Source organism: Enterobacter sp. PL_is511 (assembly GCF_055816065.1).
The window spans coordinates 637,260-657,551 of record NZ_JBVPGP010000024.1; the positions used below are offsets into that span (position 1 = coordinate 637,260).

14 protein-coding genes and 1 pseudogene are annotated in these 20,292 nt (G+C 56.9%); 10 read left to right on the forward strand and 5 right to left on the reverse strand.

Annotation, left to right across the window (positions count from 1 at the left end; genetic code table 11):
* The first annotated feature begins 50 nt into the window (after positions 1-50).
* Positions 51-499, forward strand: a pseudogene (locus tag AC0TN7_RS18455) (hypothetical protein).
* 71 nt (positions 500-570) lie between these two features.
* On the opposite strand, the gene infA reads toward AC0TN7_RS18455, so the two are convergent.
* The 5 genes from infA to trxB all read right to left on the reverse strand — a co-directional run bounded on the left by infA (position 571) and on the right by trxB (position 6,394).
* Entirely contained in the window at positions 571-789 is a 219-nt protein-coding gene (infA, locus tag AC0TN7_RS18460) for a translation initiation factor IF-1 (protein WP_002211347.1), read from the reverse strand.
* A gap of 284 nt (positions 790-1,073) precedes the next feature.
* Positions 1,074-1,778 carry a leucyl/phenylalanyl-tRNA--protein transferase gene (aat, locus tag AC0TN7_RS18465; RefSeq protein WP_473702334.1) on the reverse strand — a complete coding sequence of 235 codons (705 nt, stop codon included), beginning with the start codon at positions 1,776-1,778 and terminating at the stop codon, positions 1,074-1,076.
* 45 nt (positions 1,779-1,823) lie between these two features.
* Positions 1,824-3,545, reverse strand: coding sequence for a heme ABC transporter ATP-binding protein/permease CydC (gene cydC / locus AC0TN7_RS18470; RefSeq protein WP_024907810.1), 1,722 nt, complete (start codon positions 3,543-3,545; stop codon positions 1,824-1,826).
* Entirely contained in the window at positions 3,545-5,311 is a 1,767-nt protein-coding gene (cydD, locus tag AC0TN7_RS18475) for a heme ABC transporter permease/ATP-binding protein CydD (protein ID WP_463726904.1), read from the reverse strand. Before cydD ends, cydC begins: the two co-directional genes overlap by 1 nt.
* 114 nt (positions 5,312-5,425) lie before the next feature.
* Positions 5,426-6,394 (reverse strand): thioredoxin-disulfide reductase, encoded by a 969-nt coding sequence (gene trxB / locus AC0TN7_RS18480; protein WP_024907808.1) that lies wholly within the window; start codon positions 6,392-6,394, stop codon positions 5,426-5,428.
* A gap of 545 nt (positions 6,395-6,939) precedes the next feature.
* Between trxB and lrp the strand changes: the two genes are divergently transcribed.
* From lrp to AC0TN7_RS18525, 9 genes are all read left to right on the forward strand, one after another.
* Positions 6,940-7,434, forward strand: a complete 495-nt coding sequence (lrp, locus tag AC0TN7_RS18485; protein ID WP_000228469.1) for a leucine-responsive transcriptional regulator Lrp — start codon at positions 6,940-6,942, stop codon at positions 7,432-7,434.
* A 135-nt stretch (positions 7,435-7,569) separates the two neighbouring features.
* The gene (locus tag AC0TN7_RS18490; RefSeq protein ID WP_024907807.1) at positions 7,570-11,232 is read left to right on the forward strand and encodes a DNA translocase FtsK 4TM domain-containing protein; all 3,663 of its coding nucleotides are present in this window, start codon (positions 7,570-7,572) and stop codon (positions 11,230-11,232) included.
* Between the two features lie 128 nt (positions 11,233-11,360).
* Positions 11,361-11,975, forward strand: a complete 615-nt coding sequence (lolA, locus tag AC0TN7_RS18495) for an outer membrane lipoprotein periplasmic chaperone LolA (RefSeq protein ID WP_032639238.1) — start codon at positions 11,361-11,363, stop codon at positions 11,973-11,975.
* Between the two features lie 9 nt (positions 11,976-11,984).
* Positions 11,985-13,328, forward strand: coding sequence for a replication-associated recombination protein RarA (gene rarA / locus AC0TN7_RS18500; RefSeq protein ID WP_024907805.1), 1,344 nt, complete (start codon positions 11,985-11,987; stop codon positions 13,326-13,328).
* 92 nt (positions 13,329-13,420) lie between these two features.
* Positions 13,421-14,713, forward strand: a complete 1,293-nt coding sequence (gene serS / locus AC0TN7_RS18505) for a serine--tRNA ligase (RefSeq protein WP_008499983.1) — start codon at positions 13,421-13,423, stop codon at positions 14,711-14,713.
* A gap of 210 nt (positions 14,714-14,923) precedes the next feature.
* Complete coding sequence (gene dmsA / locus AC0TN7_RS18510; RefSeq protein WP_463726903.1) at positions 14,924-17,368, forward strand: dimethylsulfoxide reductase subunit A; 2,445 nt, start codon at positions 14,924-14,926, stop codon at positions 17,366-17,368.
* 10 nt (positions 17,369-17,378) lie between these two features.
* Positions 17,379-17,996 (forward strand): DMSO/selenate family reductase complex B subunit, encoded by a 618-nt coding sequence (locus tag AC0TN7_RS18515; RefSeq protein WP_021240882.1) that lies wholly within the window; start codon positions 17,379-17,381, stop codon positions 17,994-17,996.
* Position 17,997: 1 nt separating this feature from the next.
* Positions 17,998-18,861, forward strand: a complete 864-nt coding sequence (locus AC0TN7_RS18520) for a dimethyl sulfoxide reductase anchor subunit family protein (RefSeq protein ID WP_463726902.1) — start codon at positions 17,998-18,000, stop codon at positions 18,859-18,861.
* 275 nt (positions 18,862-19,136) lie between these two features.
* Positions 19,137-20,285, forward strand: coding sequence for an MFS transporter (locus AC0TN7_RS18525; protein ID WP_420277989.1), 1,149 nt, complete (start codon positions 19,137-19,139; stop codon positions 20,283-20,285).
* The last annotated feature ends 7 nt before the right edge of the window (positions 20,286-20,292 follow it).

A 20,292-nucleotide genomic window follows, 5' to 3' on the forward strand; every position in this document is an offset into this window, starting at 1 on the left:
GGCGTCCTGAAAGTGTGCACAAACAATCTTACGTGCATAAAGGATCACATATGACTGATATTAATAATTTCGCCCAACTTTACAGCGAACTCTCCCTCAACCCCGATCTCCCAACCCTTGCCGAGCGCTGCAAACTGCTCACCGAAATCCTTCTCGACTGCAAATCACTCCCCCAAACGCAGCCCGTTTGCCGTTGCCTCGGGCTTATCTGGAAGAGGTGAAAACCGGCCTCACGGAATCCATGCGTGATTTTCAGATACTGGAATTTGAGGAAGAAGCGGAACAACCGCGGCAAAAAGAGTGGCTGCTGGAAGATACAGAAACGAAATGTGACTACTGCCGGGCGTTAAACCACGTGCTGCTGGTGTCGCATTTTGACCGCGATATGTTGCCGCATCTTACGGGATTACTTCACGACATGGCACATTCTATGGCAGGGGATTTAATCGCTCCTGTACAACCATGGATGACAATACATCTTCCGACGCAGCAACACTAAAGCCATAAATAAAAAAGGCCGGGATAATCCCGACCTTTTAAATATTCATCTGCCATTACAGGCGAAAACAATTAGCGACTACGGAAGACAATGCGGCCTTTGCTCAGGTCGTACGGGGTCAGTTCAACAGTCACTTTGTCGCCCGTCAAAATGCGGATGTAGTTTTTGCGCATTTTACCGGAGATGTGCGCAGTTACCACGTGACCGTTTTCCAGCTCTACGCGAAACATGGTATTAGGTAACGTATCAAGTACGGTACCCTGCATTTCAATATTGTCTTCTTTGGCCATCTAATCCTCTGGGGTATCACTACCAAGTTTTGAACCGGCAAGATAATGCCGAAATTCATCAATTAAGTAAAGAATTGCGCGATTAAAACGCAGCAAAACAGTTTCGGCGCATTGCCCAAGCGTCACGGTACAACCGAACAGGAAGCGCATTCGTAAAGGGGAGACGACAGGATAAACGTCAGGACGTTATCTGAAGCGAGGGTCCCAAACGGCGGCGGGGCAACAGGCAGAAGCTACTCTGCGGCGTAATTATAACACCCTCACAAAAAATATGCGGAAAACATTTAGGCATTGGGCATAAAGAGCGTTCTCGGTATCCAGAAGTCGCGCGGGAGCTTCTCCTGACGGCTGGCATCCAGCTGTTCGATGTACTGGCGTCGCGGAATTTCAACAGCACCCAGGGAGGCCGTGTGCTCGTTGAGCACCTGACAATCGATCAGGCGTCCGCCGCGCTGGGCAAACGCCTGGCAGAAGACCAGCAGTGCGGTTTTCGAGGCGTTAACCGCACGAGAGAACATCGACTCGCCGCAGAACAGCGTCCCCTGCGCCACGCCGTACATGCCGCCGACGAGTGCTCCGCCTTCCCACACCTCGATGGAGTGGGCGTAGCCAAGCTCATGGAGCTGGTGGTAGGCGGTAATGATATCGCGGGTTATCCATGTCCCTTCATAACGGTCTTCAGCACAGCCTTCAATGACCTGACCAAAGGCGTGGTTGAGGGTGACGCGGTAAGGTGATTTCGCATGGAAACGCTTCATGCTGCGGCTCAGGTGAAACTGCCCTGGCCACAGCACGGCACGCGGATCGGGAGACCACCATAAAATCGGATCGCCGGGGGAAAACCAGGGGAATATTCCGCGCTGGTACGCCATTAATAGTCGAGCGGGACTGAGGTCACCGCCAAGGGCCAGCAGCCCGTTGGGCTCACGCAGCGCCCCTTCCGGAGAAGGGAACGCGATGTTATGACGAGAAAGCTGGACCAGGCGCATGACAGCAAAACTCCAGTACGCGAGTGAGGACGCTACAAATATAGTCTACAGACGCTGTTTAAACTGGTAGTAGCGACCCTGTTTCGCCAACAGCTCTGCGTGACTACCTTGCTCAATAATGTGTCCGTTGTCCATCACAATTATCCGATCAAAACTCGCCAGTCCGCGCAGGCGGTGCGTGACCATCAGCACGGTTTTGCCGGTCATAACATTGGCCAGCAAATCAAGGATTTGGCTCTCGGTCGTGGCATCCAGCCCTTCGGTGGGCTCGTCAAGCAGCATTAGCGGCGCATCGTGCAGCAGCGCGCGCGCAATCGCCAGACGGCGCAGTTCACCGCCGGAGAGTTGACGACCGCCTTCGCCCAGCCAGCTGTTCAATCCCTCGTCCTCAAGCAGCTTATGCAGACCGACCTGTTCCAGCATGGCGCGAAGCGCATCATCCGTGGCCACTGGCGCGGCCAGCAGCAGGTTATCGCGCAGCGTGGCGCTAAACAGATGCACGCGCTGTGGAACGACGCTCACTGTCTTGCGCAGGGCCTGCTCGCTGAAATCAGTTAGCAACGTATTATTAAAACGAATCTGACCGCGCTGCGGATCCCAGGCGCGGGTCAGCAGCTGCAGCAGCGTCGATTTACCGCAGCCGGTACGGCCGAGGATCGCAATCCGCTGTCCTGCATTAACTGACATATTGATACCGTCCAGCGCGTTCTGCGCCTGTTTGTCGTAGGCGAAAGTGACCTCTTCCAGCGTCAGCGCAACCTGCTCTGGAACAGCGGTTTGCCCGGCACTGAACGTAACTTCAGGCTCCTGCTCCGCAATCTGGGTGATGCGCAGGGCAGAGGCGATGACCTGACCCAGATGCTGGAAGGCGCCCGTCACCGGGGCCAGCGCTTCAAACGCCGCCAGCGCGCAGAAGACGAAAAGGGCAATAAGCGGACCCGGCTGTGGATTCCCCCCGACATCGCCGGAGGCCAGCCACAGCATGGCTATCACCGCCACGCCGCCGATCAGCATCATCAGCGCCTGAGAGAAGGCCGTCAGCTCCGACTGGCGGCGCTGGGCTTCATGCCAGTTCAGCTCCGTACTTTCCATCCGCGCGCGGTAGCGCTTGCTGGCACCAAAAATGGTCAGCTCAGCCTGCCCCTGAAGCCAGGCGGTCAGCTGCTGACGGTAGTCCCCGCGCAGACGCGTCAGGTTTTCCCCGGTGGATTTCCCGGCGCGGTAAAACAGCGGCGGCAAAATGATGAGCGTCAGCAGCATGATCCCGCCCAGCGTCAGCGCCACGGGAACATCCAGAACAGACAGCCCCAGCGTGACCACCACAATCACCACAAATGCGCCCACGATCGGGGAGATCACGCGCAGGTACAGGTGATCCAGCGTGTCGACATCCGCAACGACACGGTTGAGTAGCTCACCCTGACGAAAACGCGCCAGCCCGGCAGGGGAGAGGGGCAGCAGTTTGCTAAAGGTATAGATACGCAGGTGCTGCAGCACGCGGAAAGTGGCGTCGTGACTGACCAGCCGTTCGAAATAGCGTCCGGCAGTACGGGTGATGGCGGTACCGCGAACCCCGGCAGCCGGAAGCATGTAATTGAAGCTGTATAATCCGGCGAACCCCGCGACGGCCGAGGCCGACAGGAACCAGCCGGAAAGCGTGAGCAGGCCGATGCTGGCGAGCAGCGTGACAATGGCCAGCACAATCCCCAGCGTCAGCATCCATTTGTGGCGTTTATAGAGCGCAAGATAAGGCAGCAGAGCACGCATCAGATGTCCTCCTGACGGTTCGACAGCAGGGCGGCAAACGGTCCCTGCGCGGCAACGAGAGAGGCGTAATCGCCTTGCTCAACAATACGGCCGTTCTCCATGACCCAGATCTGGTCCCAGTCGGCAATGCCTTCCAGCTGATGGGTGACCATCAGGGTAGTTTGCTGCCGGGAGGCGGCGTTCAGGGCTTCCATTACGCGCTGCTCGCTGTGGGCATCCAGGCTGGCGGCGGGCTCATCCAGCAGCATCAGCTGGCAAGGATTCAACAACGCGCGGGCAACGGCCACACGCTGCGCCTGTCCGACCGACAGCCCGGCGGACTGGTCACCGACCACGGTATCTACCCCTTGCGGGAGCAGCGGCAGAAACTCGCTGACCCAGGCGCGGTCGAGAACCGATTGCAGTTCATCTTCACGCGCATCCGGGCGCGCCAGCAGGACGTTTTCACGCAGCGTAGCGGCGGGAAGCTGCGGGTTTTGGCCCACCCAGCTGAGCTGTTTACGCCAGGCGTCAGGATCGAGGTTACGCAGTTCGGTTCTGTTGATCCGCAGTGAACCCGTATAGGCCATAAATCCGGATAGCGCATTCAGCAGAGAACTTTTCCCGGAACCGCTGGTGCCGACGAGCACCACGCGTTGTCCGGCAGGTAAGGTAAAGTTCAGCGGACCCGCAAGCACTTTGCCTTCGGGTGACAGAATGGAAAAGTCCTGCGCTTCGATGGTCACGGGCTCTTTAGCATTCAGCGTCACGTCACCGCGCTCCGGGTGTGCCAGCGGCGTTTCCAGGAACGTTTTCAGGCTATCGGCTGCGCCAACCGCCTGGGCTTTGGCGTGATAGAAGGTCCCCAGATCGCGAAGCGGCTGGAAAAACTCCGGGGCCAGGATCAGCGCCAGGAACCCGGCAGAAAGGGTCACCGCCGTGCCGTAATGGCCGAAATCCAGCGCGCCGAGGTAGGAGAACCCGAAGTAGACCGCCACGAGGGCAATCGACAGAGAGGTAAAGAATTCCAGTACGCCGGAAGACAAGAAGGCGAGGCGTAACACTTCCATGGTGCGCTGACGGAAGTCCTGTGACGCCTGGCGAATGTTTTCGGTTTCCGCTTCACCGCGGCCAAAAATGCGTAACGTCTCCATGCCGCGCAGACGATCGAGGAAATGGCCGCTCAGGCGACCCAGTGCCAGGAAGTTACGGCGGTTGGCATCCGCAGCCCCCATCCCGACCAGCGCCATAAACAGTGGGATCAGCGGGGCGGTGCCCATCAGAATCAGCGCAGCCATCCAGTTCACCGGGAAGATGGCGATCACGATCAGCAGCGGAACGAAGACGGCAAGGGCCATCTGCGGCAGATAGCGCGCATAGTAGTCGTGCATATCGTCAATCTGCTCAAGGATCAGCGTCGCCCAGCTACCGGCTGGTTTACCCTGGATCCACGCGGGCCCGGCTTCCTGAAGCCTGTCGAGCACCTGACGGCGGATCTCGTAGCGGATGTGCTGTCCGGCGTGAAAACCGACGCGCTCACGCAGCCACACCACCCAGGCGCGCAGGATAAAAATCAGGATCAGGACAATAAAGGGCAGCAGGAGCGCTTCGCGTGGAATGTTCTCCATGATCATGTGATTAAGAATGCGGGCCAGCAGCCATGCCTGGGCAACAATCAACAGGCCGCTAACGAACCCCAGGAGACGGGAGATCGTAAGCCAGCGGCGGGAAATAACGCTTTGCTGTTTCAGCCAGCGTGTTAACTCTTGTTGACGGGTTTTTTCCATTGCGTACTTTGCAGGTGACGTTATTAGAAATTGGGCAGCGCAATGTTACAACGGGGAGACAATAAAGGCGACTTATCGCCGCCTTTATTTACGTTTGTTACTGACTTGTAAAGATTATTTACCTTGTTCAGCCAGCCCATCGAGGTAGCGTTCAGCGTCCAGCGCGGCCATACAGCCGGTGCCCGCAGAGGTGATCGCCTGACGGTAAATATGGTCCATCACGTCGCCGGCCGCAAACACGCCCGGGATGCTGGTCTGGGTCGCGTTACCGTGAATGCCGGACTGCACTTTGATGTAGCCATTTTCCAGCTCCAGCTGACCGTCGAAGATCGCGGTGTTCGGGCTGTGACCGATCGCCACAAACAGACCCGCCACTTCCAGCGTTTCGACGTTATCGGTGTTCTGGGTATCACGGATACGCAGACCGGCAACGCCCATCTGGTCGCCCGTCACCTCTTCCAGGGTACGGTTGGTGTGCAGCACGATGTTGCCGCTTGCCACTTTATCCATCAGGCGCTTGATCAGGATCTTCTCCGCGCGGAAGGTGTCGCGACGGTGGATCAGGTGCACCTCAGAGGCAATGTTCGCCAGGTAAAGCGCTTCTTCTACGGCGGTGTTGCCGCCGCCGATGACCGCGACTTTCTGATTGCGGTAGAAGAAACCGTCGCAGGTTGCGCAGGCAGAAACGCCGCGGCCTTTGAACGCTTCTTCGGATGGCAGACCGAGGTAACGGGCAGAGGCGCCGGTGGCGATGATCAGCGCGTCACAGGTGTATTCGCCGCTGTCGCCCGTCAGGCGGAACGGACGGTTCTGCAGATCGACCTTATTGATGTGATCGAACAAAATTTCGGTTTCGAATTTTGCAGCATGCTCGTGCATACGCTCCATCAGCAGCGGCCCGGTCAGGTCGTTCGGGTCCCCTGGCCAGTTTTCCACTTCGGTGGTGGTGGTCAGCTGACCGCCTTTTTCCATGCCGGTGATGAGTACCGGGTGCAGGTTAGCGCGTGCAGCGTAGACCGCCGCGGTATATCCCGCAGGTCCAGAACCAAGGATTAGCAGCTTACTGTGTTTGGCCGTGCCCATGAGATCCCCATTGTTGTTGGCAGACATTTGGCTGGATTGTAGGGAATTTGTTGTCGTAAAAAAAGAGCGCAGCAATTTTGATATCAATCTGTGTAATAGCCACGGACGATGAATAGCGCGCGATAACATCAGGCTTTCTCCTGAAAACCGGTCGTTTGTAAGGCAATAAAATGAGGATTAATACCCTGCCGCAATGAATATCCGGCATGTTGTACTAAAAAACGATGTTTTGCTTTGACAATCCCCTGCGCTTTTGCGAAAACATTCAAGGAAGAAGAAAAAACCGTGTTAACCGTATGCCGCATAGGCATGCACGTAAATGCCATTTTTACCGGGTCAGTGAAATCTACGCATGGCGTGGACAGACGCCATACGTGATGTCGGTGACTGCCTTCGGGCAACGGTCTTCTTACCAACAGAACCCGAATCCGCATCGCGTCTAATACATAATCAGGCGATGTGATGACTAACGGGTACAGGCTCTGAACAGTGATGTGCACAGGGTCCAGGCAGGAGTAGGGAAGGAATACAGAGAGACAATAATAATGGTAGATAGCAAGAAGCGCCCTGGCAAAGATCTCGACCGTATCGATCGTAACATTCTTAATGAATTGCAAAAGGATGGGCGTATTTCCAACGTCGAGCTTTCAAAACGTGTGGGACTTTCCCCGACGCCGTGCCTTGAGCGTGTGCGCCGACTGGAAAGACAGGGTTTCATTCAGGGCTATACTGCTCTGCTGAACCCGCATTATCTGGATGCCTCACTTCTGGTATTTGTTGAGATTACTCTGAATCGTGGTGCGCCGGATGTGTTTGAGCAATTTAACGCCGCTGTACAGAAACTTGAAGAAATTCAAGAGTGTCACCTGGTATCCGGTGATTTCGACTACCTGTTGAAAACCCGTGTGCCTGATATGTCCGCCTACCGTAAGCTGCTGGGTGAAACCCTGCTGCGTCTGCCAGGCGTGAACGACACCCGTACCTATGTGGTGATGGAAGAGGTCAAACAGAGCAATCGTCTGGTTATTAAGACGCGCTAACACGGAACAGGTGCAAAATCAGCGTAGTTTGATTACACTCCTGTTAATCCATACAGCAACAGTGCCGGGGAGTCCCGGCACTGTTGTCCGTTTTAGCAAACAGGCAGGATATGCCTGATACCTGGAGAGCCTTTCTTGAGCCAGGAATACACTGAAGACAAAGAAGTCACACTATCGAAGCTAAGCAGCGGACGTCGTCTCCTCGAGGCTTTGCTGATTGTTATTGCCCTTTTTGCCGTCTGGCTGATGGCAGCCTTACTCAGTTTCAACCCCTCGGATCCCAGCTGGTCACAAACTGCATGGCATGAGCCTATCCATAATTTAGGCGGTGTCCCCGGTGCCTGGCTTGCGGACACGCTGTTTTTCATTTTCGGTGTGATGGCCTATACCCTTCCCGTCATTATCATTGGCGGATGCTGGTTTGCGTGGCGTCATCGTCAGAACGATGATTACATCGACTATTTCGCCGTGTCGCTGCGCCTGATTGGCGCGCTGGCGCTGATCCTCACCTCGTGCGGGCTGGCAGCGATTAATGCGGATGATATCTGGTACTTCGCCTCTGGCGGGGTGATCGGCAGTTTGTTGAGCTCTGCGCTACAGCCGATGCTGCACAGCAGCGGCGGCACGCTCGCATTGCTCTGCATCTGGGCGGCCGGGCTGACATTGTTTACCGGCTGGTCCTGGGTGAGCATTGCCGAGAAAATCGGCAGTTTTATCCTCACTATTCTGACCTTCGCCAGCAACCGTACCCGTCGTGACGATACGTGGGTTGATGAAGACGAGTACGAAGAGGAAGAGGAAGATGACGCGCCTGTGCAGCGTCGCGAGTCTCGTCGTGCGCGTATCCTGCGCGGCGCGCTGGCGCGTCGTCAGCGTGTTGCTGAGAAATTTGCCAACCCGCTTGGCCGTAAAACCGATGCGGCGCTCTTCTCCGGTAAACGCATGGATGAAGACGAGCAGGTGGCGTATCGCGCGGCGGGTGTCGCCGTCGATCCTGACGATGTGCTCTTCTCCGGCAGCCGGGCCATGCCGGGTGACTTCGACGAATACGATCCGCTGTTAAATGGCCACTCGGTTACCGAGCCGGTTGCGGCAGCAGCAGCCGCGACGACCGCTGCGCAGGCGTATGCCGCGCCGGTCGACGCTGTGATGCCATCCGCGCCGGTTTCGCCGCCGGAATCCGTTATTCAGCAGCCGCAGGTTGACTGGCAGACTGCGCCCGGTGTTCACACGCCGGAGCCCGTTATCGCACCTGAACCTGAAAGCTACGTCCCTGTGCAGCAGGAGCAGTGGCAGCAGCCTTATCAGCCGCCGCAGCCTGCGTATGAACCGCAAGATTACCCGCACTATGAACAGCCGGTGGCCCAACCTTATCAGGAGTATGTGCCTGAACCGGTTGAACCTGTGCAGCCTTATGTTGAGCCGCAGCCTGAACCTGAAATCGTGGAAGAGGTGAAGCCCGCCCGTCCACCGCTGTACTATTTCGAAGAAGTCGAAGAGCGACGTGCGCGTGAACGCGAGCAGCTGGCTGCCTGGTACCAGCCGGTGCCTGAACCGGTGCAGGAGCCGGTGACGAAAGCGCCTTCTGTTTCCGTTCCACCGATCGACCCGACGCCTGCAGTCGCACCGGTAGCGGAAAGCGTGAAGCAGGCTACCGCGGCGGCTGCCGCAGCTGCACCTGTATTTAGTCTGGCAACAGGGGGCGCGCCACGCCCTCAGGTGAAGGAGGGGATTGGTCCGCAACTGCCTCGCCCTAACCGCGTTCGCGTTCCAACCCGCCGAGAGCTTGCCTCCTACGGTATCAAGCTGCCTTCCCAGCGTATGGCTGAAGAGAAAGCGCGCGAGTCTGACTACGAAGATGACGCCGATGAAATGCAGCAGGACGAGCTGGCGCGCCAGTTCGCTGCGCAGCAGAATCAGCGCTACGGTGAAGAATACCAGCACGATGAACCGGTGCTGGAAGATGAAGAGGACGCGGCAGAAGCAGAACTGGCGCGCCAGTTTGCCGCCACCCAGCAGCAGCGCTATTCCGGTGAGCAACCGGCGGGTGCAAACCCGTTCTCGCTGTCTGATTTTGAATTCTCGCCGATGAAGGATCTGGTGGATGATGGCCCGAGCGAGCCTTTATTTACCCCGAGCGTGATGCCGGAAGCAGCGCCTCTGCGCCAGCAGCCAGCACCACAGACATACTCGCAGCCTCAACAACCTGTTCAGCAGCCGTATGCTCAACCGCAGCAGGCACCACAGCCGCCGCAGGAGAGCCTGATTCACCCGCTGCTGATGCGTAACGGTGACAGTCGTCCGCTGCAGCGTCCAAGCACGCCGCTGCCGTCTCTGGATCTGTTAACGCCGCCGCCGTCAGAAGTGGAACCGGTCGATACCTTCGCGCTCGAACAAATGGCGCGTCTGGTCGAAGCCCGTCTGGCTGACTTCCGCATCAAGGCGGACGTGGTGAACTACTCGCCGGGTCCTGTTATCACCCGTTTTGAACTGAATCTGGCGCCTGGCGTTAAGGCCGCGCGCATTTCCAACCTGTCCCGCGACCTGGCGCGTTCTCTGTCGACCGTGGCGGTACGTGTGGTGGAAGTAATTCCGGGTAAACCTTACGTTGGCCTTGAGCTGCCGAACAAGAAACGTCAGACCGTCTACCTGCGTGAAGTGCTGGATAACACCAAATTCCGCGATAACCCATCTCCGCTGACCGTGGTGCTGGGTAAAGATATCGCGGGCGATCCGGTGGTGGCGGATCTCGCGAAAATGCCTCACCTGCTGGTCGCGGGTACTACCGGTTCCGGTAAGTCTGTCGGTGTGAACGCCATGATCCTCAGCATGCTGTATAAAGCGCAGCCGGAAGATGTGCGTTTCATCATGATCGACCCGAAAATGCTCGAACTGTCGGTCTACGAAGGCATCCCGCATCTGCTGACCGAAGTTGTGACCGACATGAAGGACGCCGCCAACGCCCTGCGATGGAGCGTCAATGAGATGGAACGCCGCTACAAGCTGATGTCTGCGCTGGGCGTGCGTAACCTGGCCGGTTATAACGAGAAAATCGCCCAGGCGGTGCGCATGGGACGTCCGATTCCGGATCCTTACTGGAAACCGGGTGACAGCATGGATGCCCAGCATCCGGTGCTGGAAAAACTGCCTTATATCGTCGTGCTGGTCGATGAATTCGCTGACCTGATGATGACCGTCGGTAAGAAAGTGGAAGAGTTGATTGCCCGTCTGGCGCAGAAAGCGCGTGCGGCCGGTATTCACCTTGTGCTGGCGACCCAGCGTCCTTCCGTTGACGTTATTACCGGCCTTATCAAAGCGAACATTCCGACGCGTATCGCCTTTACCGTATCAAGTAAAATTGACTCCCGTACCATTCTTGACCAGGGCGGCGCAGAGTCGCTGCTGGGTATGGGTGACATGCTCTATTCCGGCCCGAACTCCACCTCTCCGGTGCGTGTCCACGGTGCGTTCGTCCGCGATGAGGAAGTTCACGCCGTCGTGCAGGACTGGAAAGCGCGCGGTCGTCCACAATATGTTGACGGCATTACCAGCGATACGGAAAGCGAAGGCGGTGGCGGTGGCTTCGACGGAGGCGAAGAGCTGGATCCGTTATTCGATCAGGCGGTTAGCTTCGTTACCGAAAAACGCAAAGCGTCCATCTCTGGGGTGCAGCGTCAGTTCCGCATCGGCTATAACCGCGCGGCGCGTATCATCGAGCAGATGGAAGCACAGGGCATTGTGAGCGAGCAGGGGCATAACGGTAACCGCGAGGTGCTGGCACCGCCGCCGTTTGATTAACCTTCAGCGATTGCAAAGAAGGGTAAATCAGCCAAAATTAAGCATTTTCTTCTGTCGCCTGCCTTCGGGCAGGTCCAGAATAGAAGACGGAAACCCCATATCGGGAAGACGTATTTTAAGGAATAACAATGAAAAAAATCGCCATCGCCTGTGCATTACTCACCAGTTTTGTCGCCAGCAGCGTCTGGGCTGATGCAGCCAGCGACCTTAAAAGCCGACTGGATAAAGTAAGCAGCTTCCACGCCAGCTTCACGCAAAAAGTGACTGACGGCAGCGGCAACGCGGTGCAGGAAGGCCAGGGAGATTTGTGGGTAAAACGCCCGAATCTGTTCAACTGGCACATGACCCAGCCGGATGAGAGCATCCTGGTGTCTGACGGCAAAACCTTATGGTTCTTCAACCCGTTCGTTGAGCAGGCTACGGCGACCTGGCTGAAGGATGCCACCAGTAATACGCCGTTTATGCTGATTGCCCGTAACCAGGCCAGCGACTGGCAGCAGTACAATATTAAACAAACGGGTGACGAGTTTGTCCTGACGCCGAAAGGTAGCAACGGCAACCTGAAGCAGTTCACCATTAACGTAAGCACCAACGGTACCATTAATCAGTTCGGCGCGGTTGAGCAGGACGATCAGCGCAGCAGCTACCAGCTTAAATCTCAGCAGAACGGCGCCGTTGATGCATCGAAATTCACCTTTACCCCGCCGCAGGGCGTAACGGTGGACGACCAACGCAATAAGTAAGAGGCGTGAGTGGGCAATCTGTCGCTCGATTTTTCAGATAACGCGTTTCAACCTCTGGCCGCTCGCATGCGGCCAGAAAATTTAGCGCAGTACATCGGCCAGCAGCACCTGCTGGCTGCCGGTAAGCCATTGCCGCGCGCTATTGAGGCCGGGCATCTTCACTCCATGATCCTCTGGGGCCCCCCTGGTACCGGCAAGACCACGCTTGCAGAAGTGATCGCCCGCTATGCCAACGCGGACGTCGAACGTATCTCGGCGGTCACCTCCGGCGTGAAAGAGATCCGCGAAGCGATCGAGCGTGCGCGGCAGAACCGCAATGCCGGGCGGCGCACCATCCTCTTCGTGGATGAAGTCCACCGCTTCAACAAGAGCCAGCAGGATGCCTTCCTGCCGCATATTGAAGACGGCACGATCTTCTTCATCGGCGCGACCACCGAAAACCCGTCGTTTGAGCTGAACTCGGCGCTGCTTTCCCGCGCGCGCGTTTACCTGCTCAAATCGCTGACGACAGAGGATATCGAAAAGGTTCTTACTCAGGCGATGGACGACAAAGCGCGGGGCTACGGCGGGCAGGATATCGTTCTGCCTGACGACACGCGTCGTGCGATTGCCGAGCTGGTCAACGGCGATGCGCGTCGGGCGCTGAATACGCTGGAAATGATGGCCGATATGGCCGAAGTCGACGATGCCGGAAAGCGGGTGCTGAAGCAGGAGCTGCTCACCGAAATTGCCGGGGAGCGCAGCGCGCGTTTCGATAACAAAGGCGACCGTTTTTACGACCTGATCTCGGCGCTGCATAAGTCCGTGCGCGGCAGCGCGCCGGATGCGGCGCTTTACTGGTACGCGCGCATTATCACTGCGGGCGGCGATCCGTTATACGTCGCGCGTCGCTGCCTGGCGATTGCGTCAGAAGATGTCGGCAATGCCGATCCTCGCGCTATGCAGGTCGCGCTTTCGGCCTGGGACTGCTTCACCCGCGTTGGACCCGCGGAAGGCGAACGTGCCATAGCGCAGGCGATTGTCTATCTGGCCTGCGCGCCGAAAAGCAATGCGGTTTATACCGCCTTCAAAGCGGCGATGTCCGACGCGCGCGAACGGCCGGACTACGATGTGCCGGTTCACCTGCGTAACGCGCCGACCAGGCTGATGAAAGAGATGGGTTACGGGCAGGAGTATCGCTACGCTCACGACGAACCCAATGCCTACGCTGCCGGGGAGGAATATTTCCCGCAGGAGATGGCACAAACGCGCTATTATCACCCCACAAACAGAGGTCTTGAGGGCAAGATTGGTGAAAAGCTCACCTGGCTCGCCGGACAGGATCAAAATAGCCCTATAAAACGCTACCGTTAGTTCAATCGTTGCGGTAATGTTGGCAATGTATCCTTGTGGCCGCAGGCTGTGGTCACATTTTCCTATTTTAATTCGATAAGCACAGGATAAGCATGCTCGATCCCAATCTGCTGCGTAATGAGCCAGACGCAGTCGCTGAAAAACTGGCACGCCGGGGCTTTAAGCTGGATGTAGATAAGCTGCGCGCTCTTGAAGAGCGTCGTAAAGTTCTGCAGGTACAAACTGAAAATCTGCAGGCAGAGCGTAACTCTCGATCGAAATCCATCGGCCAGGCGAAAGCGCGCGGGGAAGATATTGAGCCATTACGCCTGGAAGTGAACAAACTGGGTGAAGAACTGGATCAGGCGAAAGCTGAGCTGGACGTTCTTCAGGCCGAGATTCGTGATATTGCCCTGGCTATCCCGAATATTCCTGACGACAGCGTGCCTGTCGGCAAAGATGAAAACGACAACGTTGAAGTGAAACGCTGGGGCACGCCTCGTGAGTTTGACTTCGAGGTGCGCGATCACGTGACGCTGGGCGAAATGCACGCGGGCCTGGATTTTGCGGCAGCGGTTAAGCTGACCGGCTCTCGCTTCGTGGTGATGAAAGGCCAGATTGCCCATCTGCACCGTGCGCTGGCGCAGTTCATGCTGGATCTGCACACCGAGCAGCATGGCTACAGCGAAACCTACGTACCGTATCTGGTTAACCACGATACGCTGTACGGTACGGGCCAGCTGCCGAAATTTGCCGGCGATCTGTTCCATACCCGTCCGCTGGACGAAGAAGCAGACAGCAGCAACTACGCGCTGATCCCAACCGCTGAAGTGCCGCTGACTAACCTCGTGCGTGATGAGATCATCGACGAAGACGACCTGCCAATCAAACTGACGGCGCACTCTCCGTGCTTCCGTTCTGAAGCCGGTTCTTACGGTCGCGACACGCGCGGTCTGATCCGTATGCACCAGTTCGACAAGGTTGAGATGGTGCAGATCGTCCGTCCTGAAGAATCCATGGACGCGCTGGAAGAGATGACCGGCCACGCAGAGAAAGTGCTGGAGCTGCTGGGTCTGCCGTACCGTCGTATGGCGCTGTGTACCGGTGATATGGGCTTTGGCGCCTGCAAGACCTTCGATCTGGAAGTGTGGGTGCCTGCGCAGAACACCTACCGTGAAATCTCCTCCTGCTCTAACGTCTGGGATTTCCAGGCGCGCCGCATGCAGGCTCGCTGCCGCAGCAAATCTGACAAGAAAACCCGTCTGGTGCATACCCTGAACGGTTCTGGCCTGGCTGTAGGCCGTACGCTGGTTGCCGTGCTGGAAAACTACCAGCAGGCAGACGGTCGTATTGAGATCCCTGAAGTGCTGCGTCCATACATGAAAGGCCAGCAGTACATCGGCTAATATTTGTCTTAAAACAAAAAAGCGCCTCAGGGCGCTTTTTTTATGCCTTTGATTTGATACGAAGCAATAACCTCTCCCTCTAAAGTAGTAATACTCCTCCGAATGAAAGTCAGCACAAAAAGCTGATAACGAAGATATTCGTTATATATAAAACTACATAGCGGTATGCGCCGCCTCTCTTTTCTTTGTGAGCAACCAAAGTGAGTCTCTATGAAAATCAACGCGCCTGAAGCATTAATGGCTGCCGAGGTCACTCGCCGTGGGTTGATGAAAACCACGGCCATAGGCGGCCTGGCCGTAGCCAGCAGTGCCTTCACGCTCCCCTTTACACGACTGGCGTCGGCGGCAGAGGCTCTGTCCCCGGCCACTGCCCCGGAAAAAGTGGTGTGGAGTGCCTGTACCGTCAATTGCGGTAGCCGTTGTCCGCTGCGTATGCATGTGGTGGATGGTGAAATTAAATATGTCGAAACCGACAATACCGGGGACGATAACTACGAAGGGTTACATCAGGTCCGTGCCTGCCTGCGTGGTCGCTCCATGCGTCGTCGTGTCTATAATCCGGACCGCCTGAAATACCCGATGAAGCGCGTCGGTAAGCGCGGGGAAGGGAAGTTCGAGCGAATTAGCTGGGATGAAGCCTACGACATCATCGCCACCAATATGCAGCGCCTTATCAAAGAGTACGGCAACGAATCCATCTACCTGAACTACGGCACCGGGACGCTCGGCGGCACGCTGACCCGCTCCTGGCCACCAGGTAAAACGCTGGTGGCGCGCCTGATGAACTGCTGCGGCGGTTATCTCAATCACTATGGTGACTACTCTTCGGCGCAGATCGCTGCTGGCCTGAACTACACCTATGGCGGCTGGGCGGACGGCAACAGCCCGTCTGATATCGAAAACAGTAAGCTGGTCGTCCTGTTTGGTAACAATCCGGGCGAAACCCGCATGAGCGGCGGCGGGGTGACCTACTACCTCGAACAGGCCCGCGCTAAATCCAATGCCCGCATGATCATCATCGATCCGCGCTATACCGACACCGGTGCCGGACGCGAAGATGAGTGGATCCCCATTCGTCCGGGTACCGATGCGGCGCTGGTCTCCGCCCTGGCGTGGGTGATGATCACAGAGAACCTTGTCGATCAGTCTTTCCTGGATAAATACTGCGTCGGCTATGACGAGAAAACCCTGCCCGCCAGCGCGCCGGCAAACGGTCACTATAAGGCGTATATCCTCGGTCAGGGCAGCGACGGCGTGGCGAAAACGCCGGAGTGGGCGTCCACCATCACCGGCATCCCGGCAGAGCGTATCGTTCAGCTTGCGCGTGAGATTGGCTCAGCCAAACCGGCCTACATCAGCCAGGGCTGGGGGCCGCAGCGTCATGCGAACGGTGAAATCGCGACACGTGCCATCTCCATGCTCTCCATTCTGACCGGCAACGTCGGCATTCACGGCGGTAACACCGGCGCGCGTGAAGGCTCATATGAAGTGCCGTTCGAACGTATGCCGACGCTGGATAACCCGGTTCAGACCAGCATCTCCATGTTTATGTGGACCGATGCGATCGAACGGGGTCCGGAAATGACCGCCCTGCGCGACGGCGTACGCGGCAAAGACAAGCTGGACGTGCCGATCAAGATGATCTGGAACTATGCCGGTAACTGTCTCATCAACCAGCATTCAGAAATCAACCGCACCCATGAAATCCTGCAGGATGACAAGAAGTGCGAAATGATTGTAGTGATCGACTGCCACATGACCTCCTCGGCGAAATATGCCGATATCCTACTGCCGGACTGCACCGCCTCTGAGCAGATGGATTTCGCGCTGGACGCCTCCTGCGGCAACATGTCCTACGTGATCTTTACTGACCAGGCGATTAAACCGCGCTTCGAGTGCAAAACCATCTATGAGATGACCTCTGAGCTGGCGAAACGTCTTGGCGTTGAGCAGCAGTTTACCGAGGGACGTACTCAGGAAGGGTGGATGCGCCATCTGCATGAACTCTCCCGTAAAGCGATCCCTGACCTGCCGGACTTCGACACTTTCCGCAAGCAGGGTATGTACAAACAACGCGATCCGGAAGGGCATCACGTGGCGTACAAAGCGTTCCGTGAAGATCCGCAGGCGAACCCGCTGACCACGCCATCGGGCAAAATCGAAATCTACTCCGAAGAGTTGGCAAAAATCGCGTCGACCTGGGAGCTGCCGGAAGGGGACGTTATTGATCCGCTGCCGATCTACACGCCAGGTTTCGAAAACTACAACGATCCGCTGACGGCGAAATTCCCGCTGCAGCTGACCGGCTTCCACTACAAAGCGCGCGTGCACTCTACCTACGGCAACGTCGACGTGCTGAAAGCCGCCTGCCGTCAGGAGATGTGGATCAATCCGATGGATGCCAAAGCACGCGGCATCAGCAATGGCGATCGCGTACGCATCTTCAACGGTCGCGGCGAGGTGCACATTGAGGCCAAAGTGACGCCGCGCATGATGCCAGGCGTGGTGGCGCTGGGGGAAGGGGCCTGGTACAGCCCTGATGCCAACCGCATCGACCAGGCGGGCAGTATTAACGTGCTGACCACGCAGCGTCCGTCGCCGCTGGCGAAGGGCAACCCATCCCACACAAACCTTGTCCAGGTTGAAAAGGTTTAAGGAGTAGCCGATGACAACCCAGTATGGATTTTTTATTGATTCCAGCCGTTGCACCGGGTGCAAAACCTGCGAGCTGGCCTGTAAAGATTACAAAGACCTGACCCCGGACGTCAGTTTCCGCCGCATCTACGAATACGCCGGAGGTGACTGGCAGGAAGATAACGGCGTCTGGCATCAGAACGTCTTTGCGTACTACCTGTCGATTGCCTGTAACCACTGTGAAGATCCGGCCTGTACCAAGGTCTGCCCGAGCGGAGCGATGCACAAGCGCGAAGACGGTTTTGTAGTGGTGGATGAAGATGTCTGTATCGGCTGCCGCTACTGCCATATGGCCTGTCCGTATGGCGCGCCACAGTACAATGCCGCTAAAGGCCATATGACCAAATGCGATGGTTGCCACACCCGCGTAGCGGATGGCAAAAAGCCGATTTGCGTCGAGTCCTGTCCGCTGCGCGCGCTGGACTTCGGCCCGATTGAAGAGCTGCGTCAGAAACACGGTCAGCTCGCCGCAGTAGCACCGCTGCCGTCTGCGCACTTCACGAAGCCGAGTATTGTGATTAAACCTAACGCCAACAGCCGTCCTACAGGTGACACCACCGGCTACCTGGCAAATCCGAAGGAGGTGTGAGATGGGAAGTGGATGGCATGAATGGCCGCTGATGATCTTCACGGTCTTTGGTCAGTGCGTGGCGGGTGGCTTCATTGTACTGGCGCTGGCGCTGTTGAAAGGTCGTCTCAATGCTGAGCAGCAGCAGCGTCTGGTGTTGAGCATGTTTGGCCTGTGGGTACTGATGGGGCTTGGCTTTATCGCCTCAACGCTGCACCTGGGTTCACCAATGCGCGCGTTCAATTCTCTGAACCGCGTGGGGGCCTCGTCACTGAGTAACGAGATTGCCAGCGGGGCAATTTTCTTTGCCGTCGGTGGGCTAGGCTGGCTGCTGGCCGTGCTGAAGAAATTACCTGCGGGTCTGCGCAGCCTGTGGCTGATCGTGACCATGGTGCTGGGCGTGGTGTTCGTGTGGATGATGGTGCGTGTTTATAACACTATCGATACCGTCCCCACCTGGTACAGCGTCTGGACGCCAACGAGCTTCTTCCTGACGATGTTTATCGGCGGGCCGCTGTTGGGCTACCTGCTGCTGCGCGTGGCGGGTGTCGACGGATGGGCTATGCGTTTGCTGCCCGCTGTTTCGCTTCTGGCGCTGGTAGTGAGTGCGATGGTCGCCCTGATGCAGGGTTCTGAACTGGCAACCATTCACAGCTCTATCCAGCAGGCCTCTGCCCTGGTGCCGGACTACGGTGCGCTGATGGCCTGGCGTATCGTTCTGCTGGTCGCTGCGCTGGTATTCTGGATTGCTCCTCAGCTCAAAGGCTATCAGCCTGCGCTGCCGTTGTTGTCACTGGCTTTTGTGCTGGTACTGGCGGGTGAACTGATTGGTCGCGGCGTGTTCTACGGGTTGCATATGACCGTAGGTATGGCTGTCGCCAGTTAACGGTGTATTGGGTTATATCAAGCCGGGCCTGAGTGCCCGGCTTTTTCTTTTTTCGATCATGAAATTTTTCGACTGTCGTGTTGTTTTAATTTTGCCCATTAATAAATGAAAACAGAGACATAATTAATATCTATAGCAGGCGTGGCATTAGCAGGATAAGTTTTTTAAATCGACAGGGAACATATTGTGCGAGGCGGCTAAATCAGTGGATTGACTTTGTTTTTGCCAGTGGCATGATGCGCACGAAATCTGAACTTCCTCACGGTTTTTAATCCATGACCACCTATACCCGGCCAGTGCTGCTGTTGCTCTGTGGCCTGCTTCTGTTGACCCTGGCGATCGCAGTGTTAAATACGCTCGTCCCGCTGTGGCTCGCCCATGAAAACTTACCGACCTGGCAGGTGGGTATGGTCAGCTCGTCCTTTTTTACCGGGAACCTGCTGGGTACGCTGGTGACCGGGAGCCTGATTAAGCGCTTTGGCTTTAACCGCAGCTATTATCTGGCCTCGCTGATTTTCGCCGCCGGGTGTGCGGGACTGGGCCTGATGGTCGGCTTCTGGAGCTGGATGGCATGGCGCTTTATCGCTGGCGTAGGCTGCGCGATGATTTGGGTGGTGGTTGAAAGTGCGCTCATGTGCAGCGGCACCACCCGCAATCGCGGTCGCCTGCTGGCGGCCTATATGATGGTTTACTACGTCGGCACCGTGCTGGGACAACTGATGGTCAGCAAGCTGCCAACCGACCTGATGAGCGTTCTGCCGTGGGTAACGGGCATGGTGCTGGCCGCGATCCTGCCGCTGCTCTTCACGCGCATTGTGAACCAGAACAGCAAGCATCAGGAAGCGACACACGTCTGGCCAATGCTCAGACTCCGTCAGGCGCGTCTGGGCGTTAACGGCTGCATTATCTCGGGGATTGTACTGGGCTCGCTCTATGGCCTGATGCCGCTCTATCTGAATCATCAGGGCGTCAGCGATTCCGGAATTGGCTTCTGGATGGCGGTCATGGTAAGCGCGGGTATTGTCGGGCAGTGGCCGATTGGCCGTCTGGCGGATCGTTTCGGTCGTCTGCTGGTGCTGCGCGTTCAGGTCTTCGTGGTTATCATGGGATGCCTTGCCATGCTCAGCAACGCCGCGATGGCGCCTGCGCTGTTTATTCTCGGGGCCGCCGGCTTTACGCTCTATCCGGTTGCGATGGCCTGGGCCTGTGAGAAAGTAGAACATCACCAGCTGGTGGCAATGAACCAGGCGCTGTTACTGAGCTATACCATCGGTAGCCTGTTAGGGCCGACGTTTACCGCGATGCTGATGCAGAATTACTCCGATAATTTACTGTTTATCATGATCGCCAGCGTGTCGTTTATTTATCTGTTAATGCTGCTGCGTAAAGCGGGCGAACATCCAACGCCGGTGGCACATGCCTGATGAATTA